At 61.1% G+C, this 20,317-nt stretch carries 14 protein-coding genes; 3 read left to right on the top strand and 11 right to left on the bottom strand.

Features of this window, described 5'->3' with window-relative positions; all coding sequences use genetic code 11:
* Positions 1 to 53: 53 nt before the first annotated feature.
* From rpoB to R3C98_RS13305, 4 genes are all read right to left on the bottom strand, one after another.
* Positions 54 to 4,202, bottom strand: a complete 4,149-nt coding sequence (gene rpoB / locus R3C98_RS13320; RefSeq protein WP_371314569.1) for a DNA-directed RNA polymerase subunit beta — start codon at positions 4,200 to 4,202, stop codon at positions 54 to 56.
* Between the two features lie 152 nt (positions 4,203 to 4,354).
* Positions 4,355 to 4,738 carry a 50S ribosomal protein L7/L12 gene (gene rplL / locus R3C98_RS13315; RefSeq protein WP_371314568.1) on the bottom strand — a complete coding sequence of 128 codons (384 nt, stop codon included), beginning with the start codon at positions 4,736 to 4,738 and terminating at the stop codon, positions 4,355 to 4,357.
* Positions 4,739 to 4,795: 57 nt separating this feature from the next.
* Entirely contained in the window at positions 4,796 to 5,311 is a 516-nt protein-coding gene (gene rplJ / locus R3C98_RS13310; protein ID WP_371314567.1) for a 50S ribosomal protein L10, read from the bottom strand.
* A 376-nt stretch (positions 5,312 to 5,687) separates the two neighbouring features.
* Complete coding sequence (locus R3C98_RS13305) at positions 5,688 to 7,688, bottom strand: winged helix-turn-helix domain-containing tetratricopeptide repeat protein (RefSeq protein ID WP_371314566.1); 2,001 nt, start codon at positions 7,686 to 7,688, stop codon at positions 5,688 to 5,690.
* 226 nt (positions 7,689 to 7,914) lie between these two features.
* Between R3C98_RS13305 and R3C98_RS13300 the strand changes: the two genes are divergently transcribed.
* Positions 7,915 to 8,280 carry a hypothetical protein gene (locus R3C98_RS13300; RefSeq protein ID WP_371314565.1) on the top strand — a complete coding sequence of 122 codons (366 nt, stop codon included), beginning with the start codon at positions 7,915 to 7,917 and terminating at the stop codon, positions 8,278 to 8,280.
* 92 nt (positions 8,281 to 8,372) lie between these two features.
* On the opposite strand, the gene rplA is transcribed toward R3C98_RS13300, so the two are convergent.
* The 5 genes from rplA to R3C98_RS13275 all read right to left on the bottom strand — a co-directional run bounded on the left by rplA (position 8,373) and on the right by R3C98_RS13275 (position 14,030).
* A complete protein-coding gene (gene rplA / locus R3C98_RS13295) occupies positions 8,373 to 9,068 on the bottom strand; it encodes a 50S ribosomal protein L1 (protein ID WP_371314564.1) in 696 nt (231 codons plus the stop codon).
* Between the two features lie 5 nt (positions 9,069 to 9,073).
* Positions 9,074 to 9,520: a 50S ribosomal protein L11 gene (gene rplK / locus R3C98_RS13290; protein WP_034765657.1), complete on the bottom strand. Its 447-nt coding sequence runs from the start codon at positions 9,518 to 9,520 to the stop codon at positions 9,074 to 9,076.
* Positions 9,521 to 9,681: 161 nt separating this feature from the next.
* On the bottom strand, positions 9,682 to 10,533 hold the full coding sequence (locus tag R3C98_RS13285; protein ID WP_371314563.1) for a M48 family metallopeptidase: 852 nt from the start codon (positions 10,531 to 10,533) through the stop codon (positions 9,682 to 9,684).
* Between the two features lie 120 nt (positions 10,534 to 10,653).
* Positions 10,654 to 12,570 (bottom strand): hypothetical protein, encoded by a 1,917-nt coding sequence (locus R3C98_RS13280; RefSeq protein ID WP_371314562.1) that lies wholly within the window; start codon positions 12,568 to 12,570, stop codon positions 10,654 to 10,656.
* Positions 12,570 to 14,030, bottom strand: a complete 1,461-nt coding sequence (locus R3C98_RS13275; protein ID WP_371314561.1) for an OmpA family protein — start codon at positions 14,028 to 14,030, stop codon at positions 12,570 to 12,572. The genes R3C98_RS13280 and R3C98_RS13275 overlap by 1 nt, the downstream gene beginning before the upstream one ends.
* 98 nt (positions 14,031 to 14,128) lie before the next feature.
* Between R3C98_RS13275 and R3C98_RS13270 the strand changes: the two genes are divergently transcribed.
* Both R3C98_RS13270 and R3C98_RS13265 read left to right on the top strand, forming a co-directional pair.
* The gene (locus R3C98_RS13270) at positions 14,129 to 14,950 is read left to right on the top strand and encodes a TrmH family RNA methyltransferase (protein ID WP_371314560.1); all 822 of its coding nucleotides are present in this window, start codon (positions 14,129 to 14,131) and stop codon (positions 14,948 to 14,950) included.
* Entirely contained in the window at positions 14,947 to 15,840 is an 894-nt protein-coding gene (locus R3C98_RS13265) for a class I SAM-dependent methyltransferase (protein ID WP_371314559.1), read from the top strand. The genes R3C98_RS13270 and R3C98_RS13265 overlap by 4 nt, the downstream gene beginning before the upstream one ends.
* A gap of 193 nt (positions 15,841 to 16,033) precedes the next feature.
* On the opposite strand, the gene R3C98_RS13260 is transcribed toward R3C98_RS13265, so the two are convergent.
* Positions 16,034 to 19,024: a TonB-dependent receptor domain-containing protein gene (locus R3C98_RS13260; RefSeq protein ID WP_371314558.1), complete on the bottom strand. Its 2,991-nt coding sequence runs from the start codon at positions 19,022 to 19,024 to the stop codon at positions 16,034 to 16,036.
* A gap of 179 nt (positions 19,025 to 19,203) precedes the next feature.
* Entirely contained in the window at positions 19,204 to 20,292 is a 1,089-nt protein-coding gene (locus R3C98_RS13255) for a DUF3667 domain-containing protein (protein ID WP_371314557.1), read from the bottom strand.
* Positions 20,293 to 20,317: the final 25 nt, after the last annotated feature.

Genomic DNA, 20,317 nt, shown 5'->3' with positions numbered 1-20,317 from the left:
GAAGGTCCCGCCAGGCCGGTGGCCCGGCGAGGTCTTCCAGTCAGGTCTTCACGCTACTCGGCGGGCACCGTTTCGCTGTCTGCGGTGGGCTCGTCCTCTGCGGAACCGCCACCCTCTTCGATCAGCTCGACATTTAGGCCCAGCGAACGCATCTCCTTGACGAGCACGTTGAACGATTCCGGGATACCGGCCTCGAACGTGTCGTCGCCGCGGACGATGGCCTCGTAGACCTTCGCACGGCCGGCCGTGTCGTCGGACTTCACGGTCAGCATTTCCTGCAGCGTGTATGCGGCGCCATAGGCTTCCAGCGCCCAGACTTCCATCTCACCGAAGCGCTGGCCACCGAACTGGGCCTTGCCGCCCAGCGGTTGCTGCGTGACGAGCGAGTACGGACCGGTCGAACGGGCGTGGATCTTCTCGTCCACCAGGTGGTGGAGCTTGAGGAGATATTTGTAGCCCACCGTGACCGGACGCGCGAACGCCTCACCGGTACGGCCGTCGAACATCCGCACCTGGCCGGACGAGTCGAGACCCGCACGCTCCAGAAGCTCACTGATGTCGGCTTCGCGCGCACCGTCGAACACCGGCGTGGCGATCGGAACACCATTGCGCAGGTTGCTGGCCAGCTCGATGATTTCCTCATCGCTTTCCGGCATTTCCTGATCCTTGCCATAGGCGGTCGTCAGCGCCGCTTTCAGTGCGCTGACATCGTTCTTCTGGTGGAACTCGTCGACGGCGTTGTCGATGATCCGGCCAAGACCGCGGCAGGCCCAGCCCGTGTGCGTCTCAAGGATCTGACCGATGTTCATACGCGACGGAACGCCAAGCGGGTTCAGCACGATGTCGACCGGCGTACCATCTTCGAGGAACGGCATGTCTTCGAGCGGGTTGATCTTGGAGATAACCCCCTTGTTACCGTGACGGCCGGCCATCTTGTCGCCCGGCTGAAGCTTGCGCTTCACGGCCAGGAAGACCTTCACGACCTTCATCACGCCCGGAGGCAGATCGTCGCCACGCTGGACCTTCTCGACCTTGTCGTTGAAGCGGGCGTCAAGCTCGCGCATCGAAGAGTCGAACTGTTCCTGCATCGCGTCGAGTTCGGACTGTGCCTTCTCGGACTTCAGGGCAACATCCCACCACTGCTTGTGGGTCAGTTCCCCAAGCGCTTCGGCGGTGATGCGGCCGGGCTTGAAGCCTTTCGGACCCGCAGCGGCTTCCTTGCCGACCAGGAATTCCTCGAGACGGCCATAGATGTTCTTCTCCAGGATGGCCTGCTCGTCTTCCTTGTCCTCCTGCAGCTTCTCGATCTGCTCACGCTCGATCTGAAGGGCACGCTGGTCCTTGTCGATTCCGTGGCGGTTGAAGATGCGGACATCGACGACCGTACCGGCATCGCCCGGAGGCACGCGCAGCGAGGTGTCGCGAACATCGGAAGCCTTCTCACCGAAGATGGCGCGGAGGAGTTTCTCTTCCGGCGTCATCGGGCTTTCACCCTTCGGCGTGACCTTGCCGACGAGGATGTCGCCAGCTTTCACTTCGGCACCCACGGCCACGATGCCTGCTTCGTCTAGGTTACGCAGGGCTTCCTCACCGACGTTCGGGATATCGCGGGTAATTTCTTCCGGGCCGAGCTTGGTGTCGCGGGCGGCGACTTCGAATTCCTCGATGTGGATCGAGGTGAAGACGTCGTCACGCACGATGCGCTCGGAGATCAGGATGGAGTCTTCGAAGTTGTAGCCATTCCACGGCATGAACGCGACGAGCACGTTACGGCCGAGCGCCAGCTCACCAAGATCCGTGGACGGACCGTCAGCGATGATGTCGTTCTTTTCAACGACATCGCCCACTTTAACGATCGGGCGCTGGTTGATGCAGGAGTTCTGGTTCGAACGGCGGAACTTGGCCAGACGGTAGATGTCGACACCGGACTTGCCCTGGTCGATCTCGTCCGTGGCGCGGACCACGATACGCAGCGCGTCGACCTGCTCGACCACCCCTGCCCGGCGGGCAACGATGGCGGCGCGGCTATCGCGGGCCACGACCGCTTCCATGCCGGTGCCGACGAACGGCGCTTCCGACTTCACGAGCGGCACAGCCTGACGTTGCATGTTCGAACCCATGAGGGCGCGGTTGGCGTCGTCGTTTTCGAGGTACGGGATCAGCGCTGCAGCGACCGAGACGACCTGCTTCGGCGAGACGTCCATGTACTGGATGTCTTCCTTCGGCACCATGGTCGCTTCGCCAGCCACACGGGCGTTGACGAATTCATTGGCCAGTTCGCCATTCTCGTTCACTTCGGCGTTGGCCTGGGCGATCGAGTAGATGCTCTCTTCCATGGCCGACAGATACACGACCTCGTCGGTCTGCTTGCCGTTGACCACTTTGCGGTACGGGCTCTCGATGAAGCCGTACTTGTTCACGCGGGCATGGGTTGCCAGCGAGTTGATCAGACCGATGTTCGGGCCTTCCGGCGTTTCAATCGGGCAGATGCGGCCATAGTGGGTCGGGTGCACGTCGCGCACTTCGAAGCCGGCTCGCTCGCGGGTCAGACCGCCTGGGCCAAGGGCCGACAGGCGGCGCTTGTGGGTGATCTCGGAGAGCGGGTTGGTCTGGTCCATGAACTGCGACAGCTGCGAGGAGCCGAAGAATTCGCGGACGGCAGCGACAACCGGCTTCGCGTTGATCAGGTCATGCGGCATGACCGTGTCGATATCGACAGAACCCATACGCTCCTTGATCGCGCGCTCCATGCGAACAAGACCTATGCGGTAGTTGTTTTCCATCAGCTCGCCAACCGAGCGGACGCGGCGGTTGCCGAGGTTGTCGATGTCGTCGACTTCGCCCTTGCCGTCTTTCAGGTCGAGGATGACCTTCATGACGCCGATGATGTCGTCGTTGCGAAGCACGCGCATGTCGTCGGCAGCGGCCTCGTAGCCCTTCACGGCAACGCCGAGGCGCATGTTCATCTTCACCCGGCCAACAGCCGAGAGATCATACCGCTCCGGATCGAAGAAGAGCTGGCCGAACAGGGCCTCAGCGGCCTCCTGGGTCGGCGGCTCGCCCGGACGCATCACGCGGTAGATGTCGGACAGGGCTTCGAAACGGGTTTCGTTCTTGTCGGCCTTCAGCGTGTTGCGCAGCCACGGGCCGCGGCCCGAGCTGTCAATGTCCAGCACTTCGATGGTCTTGAGACCGTAGTCGCGCATTTCGGCGATGATCTCGTCTTCCAGCACGTCGCCGGCTTCACCGAAGATCTCACCGGTTTCCATGTTGACCACGTCGCGGGCCAAGAATTTGCCGACGAGGGCTTCGGACGGCACGAGGATCTCGTCCGTACCGCCTTCGGCGATGCGGCGCGCCTTGAGGGCGGTGATCTTCTTGCCTGCTTCGGCGATAACCTTCTTGGACTTGGCGTCGACCAGGTCGAATTCCGGCTTCACGCCCTTCCAGGCGTCGGCACGGAAGCCCGTGATCCAGCCCTTCTTGTCCATCCGGTAGATGGAGTGGGTGTAGAACAGGTCGAGGATCGACTCGGTGTCGTAGCCGAGCGCGTAAAGGATCGTCGTCGCCGGCAGCTTGCGCTTACGGTCGATCCGGATGTTCAGGATGTCTTTGGCATCGAACTCGAAGTCGAGCCACGAGCCGCGGTAAGGAATGATGCGGGCCGCAAACAGCAGCTTGCCGGAAGCATGGGTCTTGCCCTTGTCGTGGTCGAAGAACACGCCCGGCGAACGGTGCATCTGGGAGACGATCACACGCTCGGTGCCGTTAACGACAAAGGTGCCCTTCTCGGTCATCAGCGGGATGTCGCCGAGATAGCATTCCTGCTCTTTGACTTCCTTGACCGAACGCGCGCCAGTGTCTTCATCGACATCGAAGACCACCAGCTGCAGACGGACCTTCAGGGGAGCCTGGAAGGTCAGGTCGCGCTGCACGCATTCTTCAACGTCGAACTTCGGCTGTTCGAATTCGTAGGAGACATATTCGAGCGTCGCACGCTCGGAAAAGTCGGTGATCGGGAACACGGACTTGAAAACACCGCCCAGGCCATCATCCGTACGCGATTGCGCCGGCGTGTGCATCTGAAGGAAGTGCTCGTAGGACTCGCGCTGAACCTCGATCAGGTTTGGCATTTCGATGGCTTCGGGAATGCGCCCGAAGGATTTGCGGATACGTTTCTTTTCCGTGAAGGAGAGTGCCATCCCAGGATCCCAATTTTGTCGCCGCGGCCACCTTGGCCACGACCTTATCGCCAGAACGCGAGTTCGCGGCGGCCCCTAAAGGAACCGCCGCGCTAGTCTTTGAAAGGATGGCGCCTCGCGCGAACACCACCCGAATGTGAAGCGGCCGGAGCTTACTTGAGCTCGACTTTGGCGCCAGCTGCTTCGAACTTCTTCTTGATCTCTTCGGCTTCAGCCTTCGGAGCACCTTCCTTGATCGGCTTCGGTGCGCCTTCCACCAGCTCTTTGGCTTCTTTCAGGCCGAGCGACGGAACGACTTCGCGGACGAGTTTGATGACTTCGATTTTCTTGCCACCGGCTTCTGCCAGGATGACGTCGAATTCGTCTTTCTCTTCAGCAGCGGCTGCACCGCCTGCATCGCCACCGGCGACGGCTGCGACTGCGACCGGAGCAGCAGCGGAAACGCCCCACTTCTCTTCGAGAAGTTTTGCGAGTTCAGCGGCTTCGAGGACGGTGAGGGCCGACAGGTCGTCGACGAGTTTTTCAAGGTCTGCCATTTTGGTAATTCCTGTTTGGTTCGGTTGATTGGGTCTTCAGTTTCCGGAAACGATGGCTCAGGCTGCGTCTTTGTTGGCGAATGCCGAAACCACACGAGCGAGTTGGCCAGCCGGTGCCTGCACGACGCCTGCAACTTTCGTTGCCGGAGCCTGGATGAGGCCGATGAGCTTGCCACGAAGCTGGTCGAGCGAGGGGAGTTTCGCCAGAGCTTCGACACCTTTGGCGTCGAGGACCTGGTCGCCCATCACTGCACCGATGATCACGAGCTTCGAATTTTCCTTCGAGAACTCGTCAGCCGCTTTCGCAGCCGACACCGGGTCAGGTGAAAAGGCGATGGCAACCGGGCCCTGGAACATGTCCTTGGCTTCGTCGCCGCCCTTACCCTCAAGCGCGATCTGCGCCAGGGTATTCTTGACCACCTTCAGCTGCGCACCGTCCTTGCGGAGCATGCCACGCAGCTTCGTCATTTCCGCAACAGACAGACCGGTATAGTGGGTCACAACGACCGCACCGGACTCTTCGAAAACCCCTTTCAGGGATTCCAGAGCCGCAGTTTTTCCAGCTTTATCCATAGCGGGTCTCCATTGAGGCGCCCGGACCATCCGGCCGCCCTGGTAATCGCCTTCTGGCCGGTTGGCCTTCCAGCGCCTGCCCAGGGATTGGCCGCTTGCCCCGGTAAGCCAAAAACAGGTCAGCCCCGTTTTTCCGAACCGAATCAACGCCTCACCCCGTCTGCATAGGTGGCCAACTGGCCGTTATCGCGTATAAATACGTGACCCATGGTCTAGGACAGGAAAACGGGAGGCCGCCGAATGCACATCGGAGAACTCCCGTCAAGAGCGGGGTGTTAACGCTTTATCCCCAAGCCTGCAACCCCCCTCGGTGAGAAAAAGTCAAGTCCGGGGTTTCCCGGAGCGCAAGCGCTGAACCGGAGCGCGCTTCAGCCAATCAGAAACACTCGAAACCCTGTTCCCCCACCGGCCTGCACCTGTCCGGCCAGCCGAACTCCCGCCAATAAGGCGGCAGGCCGATATCGGTCATCAGATCAGCATATTCCGGCAGCCTGCGCATGTCGGCATAGACCGGCCCCCAGATCCGCATCAGCCGCAGGCGCGTGCCATTCAGCTCGTGCCGCCAGATGCGGAGCGCCAGTTCAGGATCGCCCAGTTGCGCAGCGAGAACCGCCAGGATTTCAAACCGGTTCGGATGGCTCCCTGCCCCGTCTTCGAACCTGGCCTCTATCACCTGCAAGGCCGCAGCCTGATCCGGCAGGGCGGCAAGGACAGGTGAGACCAGCGTCTGCAATGATGGATCTGTCCGGATCAGCCGCTCGCTGAGGGCGGTCAGCCCTTCTAGTGTCTGCGGCGCCTGCATCTCGATCGCCCAGGCGTAGGCGTCCCATCCGCCGGGCGGCAGTTGCAAGGTCCAGTAATGTTCGAGCGACGCAGCGGCAGCTTCATGCCGGCCGAGCAGCGCATAGGCCATAGCCAGCGTCGCCGCCCGGTCCGGGTTCAGGGGATCGGCAGTCTGGCCCCGCTGCGCGATGCTCAGTGCTTCCTCAATCCGGCCGGCTCGCATCAGGAAGATGGTCTGGTCGTGCAGAACGCGCAGATTGGGCGATCGGTCCAGCGCGGCCTTGTTGTCCCGGCCGGCTTCCAGCCAATTGCCGTTCAACGACTGAAAGCTCGCAAGGGCGGTATAGGCCTGTGCGAGGTCCGGATTGAGCCGGACAGCGTCTTCCGCCATTGCCATCCCCTGCGCCAGGAAAGCCTCGGCCTCTGCCGGCGTTGACGCGTTCCATGCCTGCGCGCCGATATTCATCGCCAGCGCCACACGAGCGGCGCCATAATCCGGATCGAGCTCAAGCGCCTTGCGGAGAAGGGCCAGCACTTCGCTGCGATCTCCCATGCCATAGACGTCGGATTCCCTGGCGCTCAGGAAATAATTGTACGCCTCAAGACTGTCGGTATCCGAGCCGAGGATCTGGTTCGGTTCCTGGACATGAAGGGAAATGCTGAGAGCCCCGGCCACATCGGTGGCGATATCCTTCTGCAGGTCGAACAGGCTCTGGGCGCTGAGCAGCCGGTCATACCCGTGCGACCAGACCTGATACCCGCTGTCGGTATCGATCAACTCCGCCGAAACCTTGATGCGGTCATTGTCCGACCGGATGCTGCCCGTCAGGACATGCGACACCCGCAGCTTTTTCCCGAGCGCCTGCGCATCGAGTCCCTCTTCGGCGTTGATGGAGGGCGGCGCCCTGCCCGCAACCTTCAGCTCATCCAGCTGGGTGAGGAGGCTGCGGATTTCTTCTGACAAGCCGCGCGAGAAATAGTCCTGCTCCGTATTCCCGCCCAGATTCTCGAACGGCAGGACGGCAATCGACTTGTCGGGCACCGGCACCGAGGAGCTCGACGACCGGCCGATCATGACGCCGGTCCACAACATGATGCAGGCGAGGACGACAAGCGCAGAGACGTAGCGGATTGGGCTGATCTCGGCGGCACGGCGCCACGGTTCACGCACAAAGGGAGCGACCGGCTCTTCCGCGGCCGCCGCCATGGCAGGCGCTTCCGGCACTGTGACGGCCTCTTCGACACCGCCAATTTCAGCCGCAAGCCGGTATCCGCGCTTTGGGATGGTCTCGATCGCCGAGTGCAAATCCTTATCGGTGTTCAGCGCGCTCCTCAGAAGAGAGATCGCCCGGGTCAGGCTTTCATCAGCGCCATGCTCCACGCCCCAGACCCGATCTATCAGCTCCTGACGGGAGATGACTTCGCCGGGACGGTCGGCCAGCGCGCACAGCACCTCCATGACCTTCGGCTCCAGCCGGTGGCGGTCAGTCCCATCCGAAACGCAGTTCTGGTCAGGCTCGACCAGCAGGGCGCCGATCCGGAAATCGGATCGCTCCTTCTCTGCTTCTGTGCCTGAACCGAACGTGTCTGCCATCGTGGTTGTTGCCGTCTGACGAAGCTCCTGCGCCGAGAATATCCCAACTGGACCGGAAAGTCCGAAGCAATCAGGCCGAACTTACTCCTTTAAAAACAAGGCATAATGTAAACATCAGGTTTTCCTAAGCCTCTCCACAGGACCAACGCACCCGGTGTGAACGATTGTCAGGCGCAAAGACGGGATCAATCGAGGTCCTGTCCAGTTCCAGATGAGAGGTCCTGACATGAATTTCCACCCGATCCGCTTCGCCCTTGCCGCAATTCCGTTCGCTGTCGCCGGATTCGGCATGACGGCCACCGCACAAACCGGTGAGGATGCAACTATTAGCTTCAACCGTGGCGCAACCGCAGCGGAAACCTATGCATCCATCGAAAAATCGGCGCGTGACTACTGTCGCAGCATTTATGACAACTCCAGCGCCATCGCCGGCATCTGGCCGACCGCCATATCCAACTGCGCAGCTGACGTCGTCGACCGCACCGTTGGTCAGGTGCAAAGCGCCGACCTGACGGAATACCACGTCGCCGTGACCCGTTCGCTCGAGCCGGCCGAAGACTCCGTCATCATCGTCACGGCCGACAACAACTAGGGGGCGTCCCCACCCCACCCAGCCCCTGAACGGAAAAGCCCGGCACCTTGCGGCGCCGGGCTTTTCTTATTCGTTCGATGATCCGCTCAGGCTTACTGAGAGATCTCTGCCGTGTCGATCGTGACGCCAGCGCCCATGGTGGACGAAAGCGAGATCTTCCGGACGAACGTACCTTTCGCGCCGGACGGACGTGCTTTCACAAGCGCATCCAGGAACGCCGAGACGTTCTTCGCCATGTCGTCTTCAGCAAAGGAGGCCTTGCCGATGCCGGCGTGGATGATACCGGCTTTCTCGACGCGGAACTCGACCGAGCCGGATTTCGCGTCCTTGACGGCCTGGGCCACGTTCGGGGTCACGGTGCCGACTTTCGGGTTCGGCATCAGGCCGCGCGGGCCGAGCACCTTACCGAGACGGCCGACAACGGCCATCATGTCCGGCGATGCGATGACGCGGTCGAAGTCCATGAAACCGCCCTGGATCTTTTCCATCAGGTCTTCAGCACCGACGAAATCGGCACCGGCTGCGGTGGCTTCTTCTGCTTTTGCATCCTTCGCGAACACGGCGACGCGGACGTCCTTGCCCGTGCCGGCCGGCAGGTTGACCACACCGCGGACCATCTGGTCAGCGTATTTCGGGTCAACGCCGAGGTTCACGGCGATCTCGACGGTTTCGTCGAACTTGGCTTTTGCGTTGGACTTCACCAGCGCCACAGCGTCAGCGACGGTGTAGGCCTTGTTTGCGTCAACGGTTTCTGCAATTGCGCGTGCGCGCTTTCCTGCTTTTGCCATGGTTCTTACTCCACAACTTCGATGCCCATCGCGCGGGCGGAACCGGCGATGATCTTGGCAGCTGCGTCAATGTCGTTGGCGTTGAGGTCGACCATCTTGATCTCGGCGATCTCGCGCACCTGGGCCATGGTGACCTTGCCGACGGTGTCGTAGCCCGGCTTCTTGGCGCCGGAAGCAGGCTTCTTGCCGAGCTTCAGCTTGGCAGCCTTCTTCAGCAGCACAGTCGCCGGCGGCGTCTTGGTGATGAAGGTGAACGACTTGTCCTGGTAGTAGTCGATGACGACCGGTACTGGCAGGCCGGGTTCCATGGATTGGGTCTTGGCGTTGAACGCCTTGCAGAATTCCATGATGTTGATGCCGCGCTGACCGAGCGCCGGGCCGACGGGCGGCGACGGGTTGGCCTGGCCGGCAGGAATCTGGAGCTTCAGCTGCCCCAGCAGTTTCTTGGCCATATTGTCCTCTCGAACGTTTCAGATGGGGCGGTGGTCTTTCGATCCGCCCGGTTACAATGGAGGCTCCGCGGTCTGGCATGGCATGCCTCCCGCAGAAGCGGCGCGTATGGCGCATCTGGATAGTGGGGTCAAGCGGGACGAGTCAGGCCGCCCCTTCCCTGCTACATGAGGGCATAGCCCTTCGCGTTGATGTATTTCACCAGCTCATCGGCCCGGCGAGCCGGGTCCGGGTGGGTGGACATGAATTCCGGCGGGCGCTGGCCCTTGGACTGGGCATCCATCAGCTCCCACAGGCGCACGGACTGGCGCACGTCGTAGCCGGCATTGTGCATGTAATCGACGCCGAGCTTGTCAGCCTCGAGTTCATGATTGCGGCTGTAGGGCAGGATCACGCCGAACTGCATGGCGGCGCCGCCCAGCGCGCCGATTTCGCTGCCATACTTGGACAGCGTATCGGACTGGGCAATGGCGATCTGGCCGACGGCGAGTCCCGTCTGCGCCAGCGTCGTCACCGACAGGCGCTCAGCAGCATGGCGGCCGACCACGTGGCCTGTCTCGTGGCCCAGAACGGATGAGAGCTGGTCATCATTCTCGGTCAGTTCCGTTATACCGCGATACACGCCGACCCGGTTGCCCGGCATGACGAACGCGTTGACGTCGTCCGTATCGAACACGGCCACATCCCAGCTCTGTCCGGCTGCGATGTCGCCTTTTTGCTCCGCCCCGCGCACGGTTTTCTCCCACACATGCAGCACGCGGTTCTTCAGCTGGGAATTCGCCGTCACAGGCGTTTGCGCTTTCATGTCGGTCCAGGCCGATGCGGCCATGGACGCCACTTCCTGATCACCGAACAGCAGGAGCTGGCTGCGGCCCGTTGCGGGGTTGGTCTCGCAGCCGCTGATGAACGGAAACACCGTGCCGGCAGCCATGCCGGAAATGATGGCCCGGCGGGACAGGTTCACACGCGGCGCGCCCTCGAAAATAGCGCTATCGATATCGATCAGTTTCGTCATGTGCCTCTCCCTGTTGCAGGCAAATCAAGGTTAGCCGCGCGCCTGCAAATTGCAATCGGGCGCGCCGGGCGATTACGCGGGCAAGGCTCGCCGGTTCCGGCTGAACCTCGCCTGAATGTGTCAGACACTTTCTGCGTCGCGGACCAGAACAGCCGCCTGCTCCACCCAGCCTTCGCGGGCGATGCGACCGCCGAAATTGAGATGCTCGTCCATCCAGGCGACATTCTCCGGCGTCCATTCGGCAATCTGGTCATAGTGCCAGACGCCCAGCTCGTTCAGCAGGACCTGGATCTTGGGACCAATGCCGCCAATCAGGGTCAGGTCATCCGGATGACCTTCGACCGGGCCACTCATCGCCATCGGGCGCTCTGTCAGGACCGTCTCTTCTGTCTCGTATGAGACTTCATCTTCGACAGACTCGTCTTCTTCCTCGAAGTCGCCCTCATCCTCAGCGTCGTCTTCGGCGTCGTCCGCTTCGTCCGAAAACTCGTCAGACTCCTCGTCGGAGCCGTCTTCATCGTCAGCGTCAGCTTCAAATTCATCTTCCGAGTCGTCGTACGCTTCGTCGGCATCGTCGTCTTCGGACTCGCCTTCCTCATCGTCGTCGGAGTCCTCATCGGCGTCGTCTTCATATTCGTCTTCGACTTCGCCGTCTTCGTCAGACTCGTCTTCGTCAGACTCGTCCTCATAGGATTCTTCGTCGTACGACTCGTCCTGCTCGTCCGTGTCGTCTTCCTCGTAGTCGTCTTCGTCGTCGACTTCGTCTGCTTCGTCAGCCTCTGCGTCGAATTCCTCATCGGACTGATCTTCTTCGATGAAGTCTTCTTCGTCATACTCCTCATCCGAGAGCACATCCTCATCGGCATGATCGGCTTCGGCGAGGGATTCCTCTTCATCGTCGGAAACGTCTTCGAAACTGTCTTCTTCCGTTTCGGCTTCATCTTCAGAGACTTCGGCAAATGCGTCTTCGTCCGCCGTTTCGATCTCTTCCTCGATGATCTCCAATTCCTCGACGGTCACGTCTTCAATGACTTCGTCTTCGGCTTGCACTTCGACTGCCGGCTCCTCGTAGACGGGCTCCGCTTCAACGTCTTCAAACGTTTCGGCCGCGGAGATGTCTTCGGCCATGGCCTCGACCGCTTCGGTCATGTCGGCGGCAGTATCCGTCACTTCCAGCTCTTCGAGCATCGCTTCCGCACCAGTCGGTTCGGCAACCGTTTCAGCCGCAGCGTCTTCCGCGCCGCCTTCGAAATAGGCGAGCCGGCCCTCCAGGAAACGATTGCGCCAGCGCAGGCGGGCCATCTCCTCGTTGAGATCCTCATCGGCCAAGACCGGTGCTTCCGCGGGCGCCTTGGCCAGTTCGGCTTCGAGCGCCTCGACGCGCTGCTTGAGATAGTCGGCCTGCCATTTCAGTTTATCCAGCCCTGCCTCGTCGACCGAAGGCTCGGTAGCCGGCTGAGGCTCGATGGCTTCGGCAACAACGACCGGAGCGGCGGGAGCAGCCGCCCGTTCTGCGAGCTGGCTTTCAAGGTGCTGCACCCGGGCTTCAAGATGCCGGTTACGCCAGACCAGCGTCGGGGCTTCGGCGTCGTCATCCGCTGTGCCAGCGGACGGAGCTGTTTCGACCTGGCCCGATGCGTCTTCGGCCCCGCCCCGGTTCGGCGGTAGCACAATGGTCGGTGCATCCGTGTCGGCAGCCGGGGCTGCAGAGGCTGCTGCGCTCGCCTTGGCAGATTCCGTTTTCAGGGTCGCAAGTTCGGTCTTCGCTTTCTGAAGTTCCGATGTCAGGTCTGAAATCTTGCGGGCGGACGCATCGGCGACATTCCCGCCTTCCCCGCGCTGAGCCCTTTGGGCCGCAAACAGGCGCTCGATCTCGTCGCGCGCCTGATCGAGTTCAGTCAGGGCCACATCCTTGTCGACAATGGCCTTGCGCATCTTGCCGGTCAGCAGCATGCCGCGAACGGACCAGCCGAGGAGGAGCGCAAACACGGTCGCTCCAGCCAGCACCATCCACATATGTGTTACAAGCCAAGCCATTAGTCGCTCCGTGTCAGAACCCTGATTTCTATCAGCCGGCCGGATACCTGACCGTCACCATTGTCATTAGCCCGCGCAGGCTGGTCTGGGCCATAGCCAAGCGCAGACAGGCGGGCAGGATCAAACCCGGCTGCCACCATATAGGACACGACCGCTTCGGCACGTGCTTTTCCGGAAGCGCCTGCGCCATCGGAATTGCCTGTCGAATCAGCGTGTCCGCCGATTTCGAATAGCAGGCCCGGCGCGCAGCGATGTGACACGGCCAGCAATTTGTCGAGCGCAGGCCAGCTCTCGCGGGAAAGGGTCGTTCCGTCTGCTTCAAACCCGACCGGGTTTGCGGCCAGCACGGCATCGAATGCCGACTGGCAGGCAGTCGCCGCATCTTTCGCAAAGTCGATCCCTGACACTTCCGGGACATCCACATCCATCGGATAGGCCCAGACGGTCGCCGGTATACCGGGCTCCGCCGCCGCGATATCCTGTTTGACCGATTGGATAAGGCTGGCAGGTGCCTCGCCTTCGATCACGAAACCCGCATCGCCGTCTGCCGGATAGTACCCCATGTCTCCCGACTGGAACCGGGCAAATGACGGCAGGCCGGTCTGCGCGAGCGCGATCCAGTCATCCGGCATATCGGGGGCGAGTTCCATCCGGTCGATCACGTCGCCGGACGTATTCGCCTGAGCCGTGCCGACCAGTTCGCTTCGCTGGGTTTCACTGCGAACTTTGCCCTCCAGGACCAGTCCTTCATCCGTATGTGCCGCCGTCCAGACAGGCAGCCCCTTGATCAGCGGTACGCCGCGATACGGCGCAGCCAGCGCGGCGACCTGCGCAGACAGGTGCGCGCGCTCTGCCGGGTCCGCCTCAGTGCCGCTCACCCGCAGCGTGCTGCCAATGAGACGAACTTCGCCTTCATCCATGTCCGACAGGATACCAAGGCCGAAGCGCGCGACGCCCTGCCAGTTGCCACCCGGCGCACCGGCGGCAACCTCCATCCGGTTTTCGGCAGCCTGTCCGCCCGACAGGCGCGTCGCTTCCGCTTCGATCTGGCTGGCGATCATGCGCGAGGGGACGTAACCGGAAAGGATCATATGGCCGTCAGCCAGCTTCTCTGCGCGCCACACAAAGGGCGATACCGGCAGGCCCGGATCGACCGCAACCTCGACAACAGTCACCCCGCCGACGATCACGCCGCCGCCCCAGGTGGACCGCAATACCGTCTCGGCAGCGGCCATGGCGGCATCCTCCGAAGGGGCAGCCCCCTTCAGCACGGCCCGTTGGCCGTTCATGCGCACATGCGCCCAGTCATATCCATTTCGGGCAAGGGTGGCGTTGGCATCCTGCTCAAGCTGCGCGGCCAGGTTTGCAGGCCGCTGCGGAGACTGGTACAGCCCCCACCATCCCGTTGCCACGAGGCCTACCAGCGCAACTGGCGCCAGCAGGTAATCGAGCATTTTCATTCGGGACCCCGCTAACCTCCTGTTAGGCATTCCCTTTGTGATGGGATGCCCTATTCAGGGACCCGTCGCAAGAGTCCGCCGCACGCGATCCACAACGCATGAAACGTCCGCCAGAAACCCTCACCTCCCCGTCGAACCCGCTGATCAAGTCGTTGAAAGGCCTTGAGCGGAAGAAGGAACGCCAGGCGAGCGGCCTGTTCCTGGCCGAAGGCGCGCGCCTTGTGGAACAAGGTCTCGCCAATAACTGGGAGCCGGACACGCTCGTCGTGGCCGCAGCGGTTGCGGACCGCCCGCATATTGCCGCCCTCGCTGACAAGGCAGAGGCCGCCGGCGCGCGGGTCGTGCTGGTGCCCGAGCGGCTGATGTCGAAGATCACCCACAAGGACAACGCCCAGTCCGTTATCGCAACGTTCAAGCAACGACAGGTCACGCTTGATCAGCTTGAAGTCCGGCATGGTCCGCAGAAGTCATTGTTCGTCGCCCTTTATGAAGTGCGCGATCCGGGCAATCTGGGGACGATTTTGCGGACTGCCGATTGCGCCGGGGCGGACGGGGTCATCCTCGTCGGAACCTGTTGTGATCCTTACAGCTTCGAGGCCGTGCGCGCCTCCATGGGGTCGCTGTTCGACATGCCATTTGCAACCGCTTCCTATGAAGATTTCGAAGCCTGGCGCCGCACGGCCGGCATCGCCTCCGTCGCCGCCTCCGTGAACGGCACCGCCCGCCACGATCTGGTGGATTTGCAACAGGATACAGTGATCCTGATGGGCAATGAACAGGCCGGCCTCCCGCCCCCCGTCGAAGCCGATTGCGACCAGCTCGTCCTCATCCCCATGCGCGGCGGAGCGGACAGTCTGAACCTTGCGCAGGCCACCGCGATCATGGTCTATGAGGCTTGGCGGCAGCGGGATTTCCAATGAAAACAGAGACAAAGCTGCTCGTCGCGGATGACTGGGACGACTATGCCCTGCTCGATTCCGGGCACCTGCAGAAGCTGGAACGCTTCGGCAGCCAGACCGTGATCCGGCCCGATCCGCAGGCCTTCTGGGAACCGGCCCGCCCGGTGGAAACCTGGCGCGCCGATGCCCGTTTCTCCAGCAAAAACAATGATGAAGACGGCTCCGGCAACTGGGAGATCCTCTCCCCCAAGGCGCAGGACACCTGGCCGATGCGCTGGAACGGGCTGACCTTCAACGCCCGGCGCACTGCCTTCCGGCACATGGGCGTCTTCCAGGAGCATTCTGTCCATTGGCGCTTCGCTCAGGAGCAGATCCGTACCGCCGGACGCCCCATCAACGCCTTGAATCTTTTCGGTTATACCGGAATGATGTCGCTCGCCTGCGCCACCGCGGGCGCGGAGGTCGTGCACCTCGATGCGAGCCCGAAATCGAACGGCTACGGCAAGGAAAACCAGTCCCTCAGCGGCCTCGACGACAAACCGATCCGCTGGATCGCCGACGACGCGATGAAGTTCACCGCCCGCGAAATCCGGCGCGGCAACCGCTATGACGGCATCATCCTGGACCCGCCGAAATTCGGCCGCGGCCCCAAGAATGAAACCTGGCGTTTCGAGGAAAATCTCCCGGAATTACTGGACACTGTGCGGGACCTACTGAGCGACCAGCCGCGCTTCGTGATCCTCACGGCTTACGCTGTGCGGCTGTCTTACCTCGCCCTGGCGCAGGCGCTGGCTGACCGGCTGAAGCCCTTCGGTGGCACGATGGAAATGGGCGAAATGGCCCTGCCCCAGAAAGACTCCGACCGCCTGCTTCCGACGGCCATCTATGCCCGCTGGCACGCGGATGCCTGACGCCGCCCCCCACCGCAAACCGGTTGGATAAGGGTCCGTCTGCAGACCATCGGAAACACCATATACAGGCAATATAGGGACAATATACGGCGCCATTCCGGGCACCGTTGCGTTCACATTTTGTTACGCCAAAAGAAAACGGCGGTCCCGAAGGACCGCCGTTCCCGATTTGCTGTCGAACAGCGAGGCCGGACTAGAAGTCCACCTTCGCGCCGATGCGGAAGTAACGGCCGATGAAGCCAGAGGAATCCCAGGCCGGGTTGTAGCCGTACAGGGAGTAAGCAGCACTCGGGTCGAAGTTCGGTTCCGAATTCAGGAGGTTCAGAACGTTCATGTAGACCGAGAGCTTCTCGTTGACTTTGTGGCTTGCCGTCAGGTCGAAGTACAGGATGTCATCCGACGAACAGAGCGACGGGGTGCCATCGTTGTAGGGATAGACGGACGCACCAATGTTGTTTGCACAATCACCTTTCACGCCACCGTAGTCGGTCGAAGCCAGATCCAGACCCGCCGTGTAGTAGGCCGTCAGAGTGACCGACGTGTCATTGTAGTCGATCGTGTTCTGCCAGTCCCAACGCCAGTCAGGCGCACCGGAGCAGGACGTCACGTCACAGGGGCTGAGCGTGCCGGCGTAGCTTTCGGTCGTGCCATCGTCATAGGTCTTCTCGTAGTTGTCGAGATACGAAACGTTGGCAACCGAAGTCCATTCCAGACCCATCGGCAGCGACTTGTGCAGTTTTGCCGAGAAGTCGACACCCGACACTTCCTGCGAGTCAGCATTGGTGTAGCTATACTCGATGAAGCCAAGCAGCGGTAGGGCGTTCGGATTTTCCAAGTCAATCGTGCCAGGGCGAACTGTAATTCCATCGAGGTTCACGACGCCGCCTTGGGCGTAGTAAGCTTCGATCGCCGGACCGTAGTTGACGTTGGTGATGAGGTTGCTGACCTCAATCTTCCAGTAATCGACCGTGAACTGAAGGTCCGAAGTCGGACTCCAGACTGCGCCCAAGGTGTAGGACTTCGATTCTTCTGGATCGAGGCCCGGATTGCCCGAGGAAGTCAGACCAACATTGTACGTACCCGATGTGTAGGCTGGGTTGCTGGCATGCGCCGCAATGAATTCAGCAACGCCGGGATCGTCCGCGTCCAGAGTTTGCGAAATGTAGCCGGTCGTCGGCAGGCCGAAAGACTCGTTGAAACTCGGAATGCGGAAGCCTTCCGAATACGTGCCGCGCAGCGACAGCGTCTGGATCGGATCCCACTTGATGCCAATCTTCGGTGAGAAGTTATCCTGACCCGAAGAATATTCATCGTAACGACCAGAGATGTTCACGTTGACGTTATCAAGGATCGGCGCATCCGCTTCGAAGAAGCCCGACCAGACCTGACGGCTACCAACGGCACCGACGGAGTTGAGGTTGTAGTAACGCTCAGTCGGGTGAAGATCGTTTGCCGGGTTTGCACTCGGGTTGTCGATTTTTTCTTCACGCCAGGCAACGCCCACAGCAGCCTGAAGCGGGCCACCCGGAAGCTCGAACAGGTCCTTTTTCAGGGTCGCTTGGCCCTGGATCACATCGGACGTCGAATTATTGACGCTTTCCGGCATGAGGGCATCATACTGTGCACGGGTGTTCGCAGACTGGTCAATGAAGTTGAAAGAGCCGTCAGCAACGACATCCAGCAGGTTTTGCAGGACGATGTAGCCGTTGCGGGTAATGTCGAGATCGACGTGCGAGATCGACAGGTCAGCCGAATAGTCCCAGCCATTTCCGAACGAACCATCGATACCAGCGGCCGCACGGAATGTATCAGCCTGAGATTCGACAGAGCGCTGACGGCTTGGATAGCCGAGAATTTGGGCTTCATATCCTTCAGCAGCATATGGGTTCTGCGGGTTCAGCGTGCCATTGCTTGCATCACAGGTCTCGGTACCCGTCGGGCAGACATAAACCGGCAACAAGACCAGCGGAGTCTTGATTTGTCCCGGAGGCGCCGTGTCGCCATTCCAGCCATAGGGCGTGAACGAGCTCATGCTGGTCACGCGGTACCAGTCTGCGCGGGCGTACACTTCTGCGCCATTGTCCAGACGGAAGGTAGCGCGGCTGGCCAGGCCCGAACGGGTGATGTCCGGAGAAGCCTGGTAGTAGTCGCCGAAGATGTTCTGCTCACAGACCACCGTACCTGCCGGCCAAGCAGTCGAATCGCCCGCTTGCTCAGCGGTGATGACATGCTCAGTAAGACCTTGACAGCCCTTTGTCGGATCCCCCAGTTCGTAGGGACCCACAGCAGCTCCATCCTGATAAGGACGGATCATCGGTACACGAGTTTTACCTACGCCATCGAAACTGCCGTCAAACTCAATGCCGTTCGGGTTGCCGTTGTCCAGACAGCTGCCGGACGGGCCACAGATGTCGCTCCAGTCCCAGGTGTTGAACGGATAACCGCGGTCGCGCGGATAGATCGCTTCGCTGTCCTGATATTCGCCGGCCACGTAAACGTTGAAGCCGTCGAGGTCCAGGTCACCCTTACCCATGGTCAGGCCGAAGCGCAGTTCCTGGCCGTCGCCTTCCTGGGCGATACCGTAGGATGCGTCAGCGTGAACGCCCTGGATTTCTTTCTTGGTGATGACGTTGACAACACCGGCAATGGCGTCTGCACCATAGGTGGACGAAGCGCCATCGCGCAGCACTTCGACGCGGTCGACGATGCCCTGTGGAATTGCGTTCAGGTCAACGAAGTTACGGCGGCCGTCATCGGCCAGCGGATACGGCGCCATGCGCAGGCCGTCGAAAACGGTCAGCGTGGAGCTGGTCGTCAGACCGCGCAGCGAGATGGCAGTTGCACCCGTTGCGAAGTTGAAGCCGACGTTCCAGTTTTGCGGGATCGTACCAGCGTTGTTTGCGGACAGCTTCGTCACAGCGTCGGAGATCGTAACGATACCGCGTGCGTCGAAGTTTTCTGCCGTCATCGTGGTGACAGGCGATGCCGTTTCACCAGCAAGAATCGAACCCGTGACAACAACCGTTTCCTGACGCGCGACGTCTTCTTCCGTCACGGCGGTCACCGGCGTTGCCGTCTCAGCCGTTTCCTGAGCGGTTGCAGTCATGCTCGCCTGTGCTGCAAACGCCGCGCCCGCGATAACGGACGAGGCCAGCAGGCGGGACTTAATGGATTTCCCGTTCACTATATTACCTCCAATAGTTGAACTGCGCCGTCTTCTGGCGCGTGTCCGGACCCCTGAAATCCGGACTTGGGCATATCGATAAGACCCTCGTCACCGTAGCGTCAACGCATCGTTACTGTTCTGTCATCGAAAGCGTGGGGGGTGTGGTTTATTTGCCTCAGTCGGCGAGGCAAACGCGTTCAAGTGAGGACAAAACTGAGAATAACCAGCCCGAGCGCGAGCAGAAACAGCACGGTTATACCAAGAATCAGCAGAATGGAGGTACGAAGCGCCGCCATGAAGAAGCCGGTCCCGTAGGTGACGCGAAGCTGCCTGTGCAGGTAAAAAACACCCCAAGTTGTTCCGATGGCAACCAGCCAACCGGCACCAATATGCAGCAAAGCACCTGCAATTATTAGTAAAAATAACTGGCAATATATGAATGTTTGAAAATGGAGCGAAGTTATAACATGGTCGTATATGTAAACCTTAGGTTTCCATATGTAGACCAGCGTCAACATCAGCGCGAGCAACGGCATGAACATCAGGCTGAATCGCGGCGCCCATTCCCGGAAACGCGCGGCAAAGCGGTCCTGATTTTCGAAAACCCGGGCAAACTGGTCGCCCGCAGCCTGAAAAGCCTGGGTTTCCTCCGGGCTAACCCCCTCTTCCGTGGCCTTGTCGATGGCGTCATGCAGGGCGTCGCGGTCGACCGTCCCGTCCTCGTTGACGAATGGCAGTTCCACGCCGGCTTCCAGCGTGGCCAGCGTTGATTCCAGCGCGGCCCTGCCCTCTTCACCCAGGTTTTCGTCTTCCAGCTCCAGCTTCAGCGCGGCGATCGCGTCAGCGCGCGTTTCCGCCGACCGCTCCAGACCTGCGCCCGAATTGATGTTCCAGCCGGCATACCAGCCGAGCCGGTCGCCGAGCCCAAAGACGGTGAGGAAGAACAGGACCGACGACAGGAGGAACATGCGGAACGGCGGGACGTACCGCGCACGCTTGCCGTCCAGATAGTCCCGCGTCATCCGGCCCGGCCGGAACAGGAGCAGTGGCACCGACCGCCACAGCCGGCTGTCCAGCGCGAACGTGTCCGCGAGGCTGGAGGCGACGAGACTGAAGAACGGCCGGTGGAAGTTCGAGGCTAGCTGTCCGCACCGGGTGCAGTAGCGTTCCATCACCACCGTGCCGCAATTGCGGCAGGGCTCACCCGGCGGCTGAACCTGATGGTGCTCGCCGGAGGACAGGCCGCCAAGGGAGGCCGCCCCGGCCACTTCGAGGTCATGACTCATGCCGCCTCCCCCTGTTCAGCGACGT

The sequence above is a fragment of the Hyphomonas sp. genome (assembly GCF_041398465.1).
Taxonomy (GTDB): domain Bacteria; phylum Pseudomonadota; class Alphaproteobacteria; order Caulobacterales; family Hyphomonadaceae; genus Hyphomonas.
This window is presented reverse-complemented; position numbering and strand designations above follow the sequence as displayed.

Excerpts from the sequence above, each read along its gene's own strand:
- rpoB (WP_371314569.1), bottom strand. The coding sequence starts at position 4,202 with ATGGCACTCTCCTTCACGGAAAAGAAACGTATCCGCAAATCCTTCGGG.
- rplL (WP_371314568.1), bottom strand. The coding sequence starts at position 4,738 with ATGGCAGACCTTGAAAAACTCGTCGACGACCTGTCGGCCCTCACCGTC.
- rplJ (WP_371314567.1), bottom strand. The coding sequence starts at position 5,311 with ATGGATAAAGCTGGAAAAACTGCGGCTCTGGAATCCCTGAAAGGGGTT.
- R3C98_RS13305 (WP_371314566.1), bottom strand. The coding sequence starts at position 7,688 with ATGGCAGACACGTTCGGTTCAGGCACAGAAGCAGAGAAGGAGCGATCC.
- R3C98_RS13300 (WP_371314565.1), top strand. The coding sequence starts at position 7,915 with ATGAATTTCCACCCGATCCGCTTCGCCCTTGCCGCAATTCCGTTCGCT.
- rplA (WP_371314564.1), bottom strand. The coding sequence starts at position 9,068 with ATGGCAAAAGCAGGAAAGCGCGCACGCGCAATTGCAGAAACCGTTGAC.
- rplK (WP_034765657.1), bottom strand. The coding sequence starts at position 9,520 with ATGGCCAAGAAACTGCTGGGGCAGCTGAAGCTCCAGATTCCTGCCGGC.
- R3C98_RS13285 (WP_371314563.1), bottom strand. The coding sequence starts at position 10,533 with ATGACGAAACTGATCGATATCGATAGCGCTATTTTCGAGGGCGCGCCG.
- R3C98_RS13280 (WP_371314562.1), bottom strand. The coding sequence starts at position 12,570 with ATGGCTTGGCTTGTAACACATATGTGGATGGTGCTGGCTGGAGCGACC.
- R3C98_RS13275 (WP_371314561.1), bottom strand. The coding sequence starts at position 14,030 with ATGAAAATGCTCGATTACCTGCTGGCGCCAGTTGCGCTGGTAGGCCTC.
- R3C98_RS13270 (WP_371314560.1), top strand. The coding sequence starts at position 14,129 with ATGAAACGTCCGCCAGAAACCCTCACCTCCCCGTCGAACCCGCTGATC.
- R3C98_RS13265 (WP_371314559.1), top strand. The coding sequence starts at position 14,947 with ATGAAAACAGAGACAAAGCTGCTCGTCGCGGATGACTGGGACGACTAT.
- R3C98_RS13255 (WP_371314557.1), bottom strand. The coding sequence starts at position 20,292 with ATGAGTCATGACCTCGAAGTGGCCGGGGCGGCCTCCCTTGGCGGCCTG.